The 9,023-nt window shown below is 61.3% G+C and carries 9 protein-coding genes; 4 read left to right on the top strand and 5 right to left on the bottom strand.

What is annotated here, in order from left to right; all coding sequences use genetic code 11:
* On the bottom strand, positions 1 to 620 hold a 620-nt coding region (locus PW792_02850; GenBank protein ID MDE1160867.1), incomplete at its 3' end, for an aldo/keto reductase.
* Between the two features lie 27 nt (positions 621 to 647).
* Here PW792_02850 and PW792_02845 point away from each other — a divergent pair.
* Both PW792_02845 and PW792_02840 read left to right on the top strand, forming a co-directional pair.
* On the top strand, positions 648 to 1,385 hold the full coding sequence (locus PW792_02845) for a DUF4230 domain-containing protein (GenBank protein MDE1160866.1): 738 nt from the start codon (positions 648 to 650) through the stop codon (positions 1,383 to 1,385).
* A 151-nt stretch (positions 1,386 to 1,536) separates the two neighbouring features.
* Positions 1,537 to 2,766, top strand: coding sequence for an acyltransferase (locus tag PW792_02840; GenBank protein ID MDE1160865.1), 1,230 nt, complete (start codon positions 1,537 to 1,539; stop codon positions 2,764 to 2,766).
* Here PW792_02840 and PW792_02835 read toward each other — a convergent pair.
* The 3 genes from PW792_02835 to PW792_02825 are packed head-to-tail and all read right to left on the bottom strand — an operon-like array spanning position 2,684 to position 5,323.
* On the bottom strand, positions 2,684 to 3,955 hold the full coding sequence (locus PW792_02835) for a glycoside hydrolase family 88 protein (GenBank protein MDE1160864.1): 1,272 nt from the start codon (positions 3,953 to 3,955) through the stop codon (positions 2,684 to 2,686). The two genes, PW792_02840 and PW792_02835, sit on opposite strands and share 83 nt — an antisense overlap.
* A gap of 28 nt (positions 3,956 to 3,983) precedes the next feature.
* On the bottom strand, positions 3,984 to 4,691 hold the full coding sequence (pyrH, locus tag PW792_02830) for a UMP kinase (GenBank protein ID MDE1160863.1): 708 nt from the start codon (positions 4,689 to 4,691) through the stop codon (positions 3,984 to 3,986).
* Between the two features lie 23 nt (positions 4,692 to 4,714).
* A complete protein-coding gene (locus tag PW792_02825) occupies positions 4,715 to 5,323 on the bottom strand; it encodes a cytochrome c (GenBank protein MDE1160862.1) in 609 nt (202 codons plus the stop codon).
* Between the two features lie 93 nt (positions 5,324 to 5,416).
* On the opposite strand from PW792_02825, the gene PW792_02820 reads away from it, so the two are divergent.
* Together PW792_02820 and PW792_02815 are read left to right on the top strand one after the other, a co-directional pair.
* Entirely contained in the window at positions 5,417 to 6,760 is a 1,344-nt protein-coding gene (locus tag PW792_02820; protein MDE1160861.1) for a S41 family peptidase, read from the top strand.
* A 79-nt stretch (positions 6,761 to 6,839) separates the two neighbouring features.
* Positions 6,840 to 7,610 carry a TIGR00266 family protein gene (locus tag PW792_02815; protein ID MDE1160860.1) on the top strand — a complete coding sequence of 257 codons (771 nt, stop codon included), beginning with the start codon at positions 6,840 to 6,842 and terminating at the stop codon, positions 7,608 to 7,610.
* A 130-nt stretch (positions 7,611 to 7,740) separates the two neighbouring features.
* Here PW792_02815 and PW792_02810 read toward each other — a convergent pair whose 3' ends face one another.
* On the bottom strand, positions 7,741 to 8,955 hold the full coding sequence (locus PW792_02810) for a trypsin-like peptidase domain-containing protein (GenBank protein MDE1160859.1): 1,215 nt from the start codon (positions 8,953 to 8,955) through the stop codon (positions 7,741 to 7,743).
* Positions 8,956 to 9,023 lie beyond the last annotated feature (68 nt).

Below are 9,023 nucleotides of genomic sequence, written 5' to 3'. Positions count from 1 at the left end.
GCAAACTGCGCGTGCGTCAGCACCGGAATCCTCTGCGCAAACTCGGCGGCCATTACGTCCAGATCGGCTGAGAGCCCCACCGCACGCACCTTGCCTTGCTCCACCAGCTTCTCCAGAGCAACGTAAAGATCGGTTTGCTCAAGCACCGGCATCGGCGCCGCGTGGAGCAACAGCATGTCCACGTACTCCGTCCGCAACTCACGCAGACTGCGCTCGAACGACGCATGGAGATCGGCCACGGAGAATCCACCAGCCTGAAACTGGTTCCCGGCACGCCGCTGCACCGCCTGCCGCAGCGACGGAACCATCCGCACGGCCACCCGGGCCAGCGGTCGCAACTGCTGCTTCCAGTTCCTCTGCGCCGCAGAGATTCCGAACTTCGTGCAGATCACCGCACGGTCGCGCCTGCCTACAAGAAACTCTCCCAGCAGACCTTCGCTCTGCCCATAGCCATACGAACGCGCCGTATCAAAGAACGTAATGCCGGCGTCGTAAGCCAGCGAAAGTGCCGTCAGAGACTCCTTTCGCGATGCCCGGCCAAGAAGCGGAGCGCAACCGAAGCCGAGCTTTGTCATCGGCGCGGTGAAGCGCGAGGCAAGAGGATGAGTAACCGTCTGCATGTATCTCCGAACGTATACGGAACAAGAATGGATCGCCTGCAACATAAGAGCCACGCCGCAGGCAGCCGGTTGTCTCTTCCCGAGCATCGATACACTGAGACCATGAGCACGGGATACGACAACTATCGCAGCAATCGACGCGGCACAGGAATCATGTTCGGCATCGTGCTGGCCGTCCTCCTCGGAGCCTCCCTGCTCGGAGCCTTCGTACACCACGCGCGCTCCGGCCTCGCGGGCAAGCTCGCCTCGCTCATCACCGGCAGGCCCATCAACCTCATCACCGCTCCCACCGTCGTCGAACGCATCCAGGGCCTCAATCGCCTGGAGTCCGTCGTCTACTCGCTCGATACCATCGTCGAAGGCAATGAGTCTTCCCCGCTGCTGCCCGACGCCCTCGCAGGCGACCGCCTGCTGCTCATCGTCCACGGACAGACCATCGCCGGCGTCGACCTCTCCAAGCTGAAGCCAGAGGACGTGCAAATCACCGAGTCCAGCGATGGCCGCTCCGTACACATCACGCTACCGCCCAGCGAAGTCTTCCTCACCTCCATCGACAACGCGCACACCCGCGTCTACGAACGCTCCACGGGCCTGCTCGTCCGAGCCGACCCGAACCTTGAGAGCATCACCCGGCAAAAGGCGCAGGCTCAGTTGCAGGAAGCCGCTCTCAGCGACGGCATCCTCGACGCCGCCAGCAAGAACGCCCGGGCCACGCTAAGCACCCTGCTCCACGGCCTCGGATTCAGCCACGTCGAGATCCGCTAGCGCAGGCTCTCTGCCTCGATACAACCGCAAAGTCCCGAAACCCTAAACCTACGGCGCGAAACCCTCGATCTCGCGCCGCCGAATTGCGATAGGCTGAATCTTTGCGCAGCTCCATGCACGTCTAACCAGGAGCACGGCCCTTTACTTCTGCATGAATACTTACGCTCCGACCTCGACCGGCGAACCCGCAGCCGCACTCCAGCCTAAGCCGAAACTCGCACGCAAGCCCGCTCTGCCTGCCCTCACCGGCCTGCGCACGCTGCTGGCGCTCACCATCGTGCTCTTCCACTTCACGCCCTCAGGGCTGCGCTGGAACGCCCATCCGTGGCTCTCGCTCTATCCGCTGATCGACATCGGCTACGTCTTCGTCAGCTTTTTCTTTCTCATCTCTGGCTTCATCCTCGCGTATAACTACGCCGACCGCCCCCAGCCGCTCAACGCGCTGGACTTCTGGGTCGCGCGCTTCTCGCGGCTTTACCCCGTCTATCTGCTGACCATGATCGTCAGCATCCCCATGCTCTTCACCGAGTTCCACGTCCGCTCGCTGAAGGACTTCTGGGAAGGCACCCTCGCTACACCGCTGCTCATTCAGGGCTTCTTCCCCAACCTCGCCACCTTCTGGATGACCGTCACCTGGACCCTGAGCTGCGAGGTCGCGCTCTACATCCTCTTCCCGTGGTTGATGCGTCTACAGTGGCCGCGCTCCGCCAGCAAGCTGACCGCCATGGCGCTTGGCCTGTGGGCCGTCGGACTCATTCCCCACATGCTCTACATCTGGCTCAACCCGGACCACCTGCCGGGCATGGCCGATCGTTACTCCGGCGGCTTCTGGATTCAGTTCCTCAAGTTCACGCCGCTGCCCTACCTCTGCACCTTCCTCGCAGGGCTCACGCTAGGCCGCCTGCAGGACGCGCTGAAGTTTCAGGTTCGCGGACGCATGATCGCTGGCCTCATCGGCTTCACTGCCGTCTGGTTCGTCGCCTACCACCTGGCCGACAAACTGCCGTACATCATGATCCACGGCGGTCTGCTCTCACCGCTCTTCGCGCTCATCATCCTCGGACTCTCGGGCCCCAGCCCGCTAGCCAGCGTCTTCGCCATCCGCCCGCTGGTTGCCGTCGGCACCTCGACGTACTGCCTCTATCTGCTGCACTTCAACGTCTTCATGCTCATCCACCAGTACAAAGTGCCGGAGAGGCTGCACGTTGCGAAGCTCGATCCGTGGATCAGCTACGTCTTCGTCGTTGCGTTTGCTATGGCCGTACGCCGCTGGGTAGAACACCCCATGCAGCTTGTCATTAAGGCTTGGTGGGAGCGGCATCGTGCCCGGCAGAAGAGTGCTTCGGCCGATGCTTCTGCGGTTGCGACGGCGCGCGGCTGATCTCGCTGGCAGCCAGCAGAAACGCGCCGACGCCCTTGGCATCATCGTCGCCTACCGGCTCGTGGATGTAGTACGCATAGTCACCCGCACGATAAGGCTTGCCGCCTAACCCGCTGACCTTCACCGTGCCGTGCAACACGACGTTGCCATCGGGTTCCTTCGTCACAAAGGTCTTCACCAGGCCGTTCCACGCATAGTGTGCAGGCTTTAGATCGCTCTTCGGCAGGTATCCCAACCGAACGCCCTTGGCCAGCGCGTATACAAACATCGCGCTCGCCGAGGTCTCGCGGAAGTTGCCTTCGCGCGATCCCTTGTCGAGCACATCCCACCACAAACCCGTCTGCGGGTCCTGATACTTCACCACCGCATCCATCAACTGCTTCAGGCGAGCAATCATCGCCGGTCGCGCCGGGTGCTCTGCGGGGAAGTACGGCAGCGAATCCACCAGCGCCATCACATACCAGCCCATCGCACGCGCCCACGCCTCCTGCGACTGCCCGGTCGTCTTATCCGCCCACGGCTGCGTGTGTGCCGAGTCCCATCCGTGCCGCAGCAGACCCGTCTTCGGGTCATACGTATGCTCGGCCATCAGCATGAACTGCTTGGCAATATCGTCGAACTCGCTCGCCGGGCCAAACTCCGCTGCGTACGACGCGCGGAACGGCTCCGCCATGTACGCTCCGTCAAGCCACATCTGCTGCGGATAAATCTGCTTGTGCCAGTAGCCACCTTCAGGCGTGCGCGGCTGCGGCTTCAGCCCGTCGATCATCTCCGTAGCGGCCTTGCGATAGCGAGGATCATGCGTCCGTCGCCAGACATACACAATGGCACGCCCCGGTTCAAAGTCATCCAGAGCATGGTTGCTGGCCGAGAACGGCTTGTTCGCCCCCGAGCGCACCGTGCCATCCGGCATCACCCAGCGATCGACCGCCGCCTTCACATACGCAAAGTCCTTCGGGTCTCCGGTCGCCTCCGCCATCGCGGCCATGCCGTCCAACAGCGTGCCCACCTCGTAGGTCATCGCACCGGGCTTGTGCGCCTCTGGGATCACCGCTGCAGGCCACTTCGTCTGCACCGTCGCGGCCATCGCCGCGCCCGCAGCATGGGGATCGACAGCTACAGCAGTCTGCGAAAAGGCCGCTGGTGCAGCCGAAGATAGAATCGCCAGCGCCCAAACGGCCTTATGCATAACTTCCACTCCTCAAAGTTTCGAGCAGCTACTCCGCCGTCACAAGCGTACCCAGCTTCTCTTCATTCACCACGCGGAGAATGTTACCTGTTTCACGCATGGAGAAGATAATCATCGGCATCCCGTTGTCCTTGCACATGCTGACAGCCGAGGTATCCATCACCTTCAAACCAAGCTTGATGATGTCCATGTAGCTGATCGTCTCGAACTTCGTCGCGTCTGGGTCCTTCTTCGGATCAGCCGAGTAGATGCCGTCCACCGAGGTCGCCTTCAGCAGCACGTCCGCGCCAATCTCCATCGCACGCAGGCTTGCAGCCGTATCGGTCGAGAAGTAAGGATTGCCTGTACCGGCAGCAAAGATCACCACGCGGCCCTTCTCCAAATGACGAATCGCGCGGCGGCGAATGTAAGGCTCTGCGACCTCGTGCATCTCGATCGCGCTCATCACGCGTGTCGGCAGCCCGGCCTTCTCAATGGCATCCTGCAACGCAATCGCGTTGATCACCGTCGAAAGCATTCCCATGTGATCAGCCGCAACGCGGTCCATGCCAACGGCCTGCTCGGCCACACCGCGGAAGAAGTTGCCGCCACCCACAACGACGCCAACCTGGCAGCCACTACGCGCAACGTCCGCGATCTCTGCAGCCACCTGGTGAATAAACACCGCATCCACACCAAAGCCGCGACCGGCAGCCAACGCTTCACCGGAAATTTTCAGCAATACACGCTTAAACATACTGTCGTCAGTATCGCACGCAGCTATTTGCCAAGCTTCGAGACCACCGGATCAGGCAAAGGTTGATTTGCTGCCTTCAACAACAACGCTACGTCCCACATCGACGAATCAGGAAGAACGCCGCTGTACGCCGGCATCCCGGCCTTGTGATTGCCATCGCGAATCGCCACATAGATCGCCCCTGCAGACTTCGCACCCAGCCCACCGGCGCGGAAGAACTGCTTCGCGGGTGTCGGCAGAGCAAGCCCATTGGGAGCATCATGCCCGGGCGCTCCGTGGCAACCCGCACAGCGCTTGCGATACGTCACCGCTCCAGCCTCAAACGCATCCTCACTCGCCGCAAACGGTGGTGCAGGAATCGTCTTCACCGGCCCCGCCGCAGACTCGTCCGGTGACACCTTCCCCAGCGACTCAAACGACGGCGCAACGGCCTGATGCGGCACAGCCTTCTTCGCCACAGGCCTCACCGGAGCCACCGCAGCAGGCGCCTCTTCACTCAAAGGCAGATAGGTAATCGGCTTGCCCCGGTGCAGATACCACCACGCACCGCCAGCAGCGATCACCGCCGCGCACAGAAACCCAAGCAAGAACTTGCCAAAGCCGGAACCGGAACTCTTTTTACGCGTCGCCATGGCAAGCACTCCCTTACCCAGAGTCTAGGCCGCGACCCTGTGCGCGAGCATTAGCCTTCAAGGTTCCTCGCCTTGCTAAAATTGGCTCCGCCCATGCCCTCAAAGAAACTTTGGCTACGAACCTCAGGCCTGCGCCGCCTTGCCACGGCCGTGCTCACCCTCTCCTGCATAGCCGCAGCGCAGCAGCCCGCCCAGAAAGTCGACGCCTACGAGGCCGACCGCGCTCGCATGATGCTCCACCAGATCTACGCCAACCTGCAGCACAACTACTATGACCCGACCTTCCACGGCGTCGATCTGGCCGGAAACATGGCCCGCACGGAAAAGCTGCTGACCAACGTACATAACCCGGACGAAGCCTACTTCCTGCTTGCAACCTTCGTCTCCACGCTGAACGACTCGCACACCACCTTCATCCCTCCGGACAGAATCGACAAGATGGACCGAGGCTTTGCGATGGACGTCATCGGCGAAGCGGTCTTCGTTACAGACACGCGACCGGGTTCAGATGCGTCCACAAAGCTGCATCCCGGCGACCGCATCGTAAGCATCAACGGAATTTCTGCCCGCCGTAAGAGCTACGACCTGCTCACCTACACCTTCGACACACTCATCCATACACCCGAGTTGAAGATCGAGGTCGCGGACACAAACGGCAAACATCGCACCGAAGTAGTGAAGGCCCAATTCAAGCAGGGCGTAGCCTTTCGAAACTTCGACGACGCAGGTGGCGTGAACAACTGGAAAGATCGGATCGACGCGCAGAACTACGCCCACTGGCAGAGACACCAGTACATCGTTTACGACAACGCCGTGCTTTGGCACATGCCAAGCTTTGAAACGTCCGATGACGTCATCAATACCGTCTTCGCCAAAGCGCATAAAGCTGGCACGCTCGTCATCGATCTACGCGGCAATGGCGGCGGAGACGTTGAAATTCTGAAAACGATGGTGCAGCACCTCTTCGACCATCCCGTTGAGATGTACACCGAAGTCGGCCGTAAATCGACCAAAAAGAGGTTTTCCCCGACCGGGCACTTCGGCCGTTACGACGGAAAACTCATCGTCCTCATCGATGCCCAGTCCGCTTCCGCATCAGAGGCCTTCGCACGCATCATCCAGCTCGAACATCGGGGCACCGTCATCGGCGACCGCAGCGCCGGGGAGCTGATGGAGTCCAAGTACTTCGAGGGCAAAGTAGGCGACTCCATCTTCGTCAGCTTCGGCACCCACATCACAGTCGACAACATCATCATGTCCGACGGCCACTCGATAGAAAATGCTGGCGTCTTCCCGGACGAACTCGCTCTTCCTTCTGCCGCCGACATTGCCGACGGCAAAGACCCCGTACTCGCCAAAGCCCTTACCGAAGCAGGCGTCAAGATCGACCCAGCCCAGGCCGGAAAACTGATCGCCTTCGAGTGGCCGCCGTTCTAGCTGCACGGAACTTTTCCCACACCCCCGGCGTAGCATGGTGTGCGAGCCGCAACACAATCAGCCCGCAGGAGTAAAACGAATGCAATCGCGAATCATCGGCACCACCATGCCTGTCCTTGAAGTGCTTCTGCAGCCCGGCGAGAGCGTCATCTCTGAAGCCGGCGAGCTGAGCTGGATGTCCCAGACCATCGCCATGAGCACGCACACGCAGCTCGCCGGTGGTGGCGGCATCTTCGGTGCCATCAAGCGCATCGCAGGCGGCGGCACGCTCTTCATGACCGAGTACACCCCGCAGGGCTACCCCGGCGAAGTCGCCTTCGCCACCAAGGTCCCCGGCCACATTCTCCCCGTCGAAATCGCCCCCGGGCAGGAGATGATGATCCATCGCCACGGCTTCCTCTGCGCCACCTCGCAGATCGAGCTCGGCGTCGGCTTTCAGCAGTCACTCGGCGCGGGCATCTTCGGCGGCGACGGCTTTCTGCTGCAGAAGGTCTCCGGCCACGGCACCGCCTGGCTCGAACTCGCAGGCGAGGTCGTCGTCAAAGACCTGCAACCCGGCGAAGTGCTCCGCGTCCATCCCGGCCATGTCGGCGCCTTCCAAAGCTCGGTCGGCTTCAACATCACGCGTGTCCAGGGTATTCGCAACATGTTCTTCGGCGGCGACGGCATCTTCCTCGCCGCGCTCACCGGCCCAGGCCGAGTCTGGCTGCAAACGCTTCCGCTCGTCAACCTCGCCCACGCCCTCGAGCCTTACCTTTCCCACGACGACAACAGCCGCAACCTCCGTGGCATGGGCACCGCCGCCGTTATCGGAGGAATCGCAGGCTCGCTCTTCGACAACAACCGGTAGAAGCAGGGAGTAGGGAGCAGGAACTGAAATGGGGCGCAGCCATCAGGCTGCGCCCCACTTCGATATAGCGGCAATTCATTCGCCAGCCCCATCCCCAACGGACAACAGTCAACTGAGAACTGAGAACTCCCTAAACCCTCTGCCCTCCGCCAATCACCTGCTTGGCCTCCGACAGAGTCACATGCACCGCAATCCGCTGGCGCCCACGGAAGACCGTCAGCGTAATGTTGTCGCCTGCGTGCTTGCTGTTCAACGCGTTCGAAAGGTCCTGCGCGTTCGTGATCGGCTGGCCGTCAAAGGCCACGATCAGGTCGCCGCCCAGCATGATCGGCGTGTTGCCCATGTACGCGCGCTGCGTGCCGCCGCGAAGCCCTGCCTGCTCAGACGCTCCGCCCGGCAGAACGCGCTCGATCAGGATGCCGTAATCCGCCGGCAGACCAATCTGCTCGGCGATATCGGGTCCGATCGGCAGCGTCACAATGTCCAGCGACGGACGTCGCGCCCGGCCATACTTCGCAAAGTCATCCAGCACCGCCTTCGCCGTCGCAATCGGAATCGCAAAGCCAATGCCTGCCGACTGATCCGCATTGCCGTTGGGGTTCGTCGCAATCATCGTCGTGATGCCGATGACCTCGCCGCGCGAGTTCAACAACGGCCCGCCGGAGTTACCCGGATTCACGCTCGCATCCGTCTGGATCGCGTCCTCAATCTTGTTGCCACTAGGCATCTGCACCGAACGAATCGCCGAGATGATGCCGCGCGTCATCGTGCCCGAAAAGCCAAACGGATTGCCAATCGCATACACCCGCTGGCCAACCATCAGGCTGTTGCCAGAGGCCAGCGTCGCAGGCTGCAGATCAGGAGCGCCGTTGATCTTCAGCAAAGCAAGATCGTGGTTCTTGTCCACGCCAATCACGCTCGCCTTGTACTTCTTCTTGTTCCACAGCGTCACCTCGACAAGCTGCGCGTTGTCGATGACGTGGTTGTTCGTCAGGATGTTGCCATCCTTGTTCAGGATGAAGCCCGACCCCTGGCCCTGCTGCGGCACCGGGCGATAGAAGAAGTCATACGCCACCTCCGTCGAGGTAATGTTCACCACGCTCGGCAGCGCTTTCTTGTAGACCGCAATGTTCTGCTGCTCTTCTGCGTCGAACGCCGGAGCGGCATCCGCCTGCGTCAGGCCAAACGTGCCCATCGGCCCGGAGATCGCCGTCGTCGACGTTCCATCGCCGGGATGGCTACCGTGAACCCAGCCCGCCAGCGCTCCCACGGGCATCAGACGCGTGGTCAGCAGATAAAAACCAGTCAGAATTACCAGAACAACCAGAACAGGACGCAGCTTCATGAGCGAAACAAACCACCATCGGCGCAGGGGCGCTGTCTTCTTTAATTCTACGAGTTCGTGCCGCGATC

Source organism: Acidobacteriaceae bacterium, assembly GCA_028283655.1.
Lineage (GTDB): Bacteria > Acidobacteriota > Terriglobia > Terriglobales > Acidobacteriaceae > Granulicella.
The sequence above is the reverse complement of the archived record's forward strand: the minus strand, read 5'-3'. Positions and strand labels throughout refer to the sequence as shown.

Bases quoted from the DNA above. Each gene is read 5' to 3' on its own strand.
- PW792_02835 (MDE1160864.1), bottom strand. From the start codon at position 3,955: ATGCATAAGGCCGTTTGGGCGCTGGCGATTCTATCTTCGGCTGCACCA.
- PW792_02810 (MDE1160859.1), bottom strand. From the start codon at position 8,955: ATGAAGCTGCGTCCTGTTCTGGTTGTTCTGGTAATTCTGACTGGTTTT.
- PW792_02845 (MDE1160866.1), top strand. From the start codon at position 648: ATGGATCGCCTGCAACATAAGAGCCACGCCGCAGGCAGCCGGTTGTCT.
- PW792_02820 (MDE1160861.1), top strand. From the start codon at position 5,417: ATGCCCTCAAAGAAACTTTGGCTACGAACCTCAGGCCTGCGCCGCCTT.
- pyrH (MDE1160863.1), bottom strand. From the start codon at position 4,691: ATGTTTAAGCGTGTATTGCTGAAAATTTCCGGTGAAGCGTTGGCTGCC.
- PW792_02840 (MDE1160865.1), top strand. From the start codon at position 1,537: ATGAATACTTACGCTCCGACCTCGACCGGCGAACCCGCAGCCGCACTC.
- PW792_02825 (MDE1160862.1), bottom strand. From the start codon at position 5,323: ATGGCGACGCGTAAAAAGAGTTCCGGTTCCGGCTTTGGCAAGTTCTTG.
- PW792_02815 (MDE1160860.1), top strand. From the start codon at position 6,840: ATGCAATCGCGAATCATCGGCACCACCATGCCTGTCCTTGAAGTGCTT.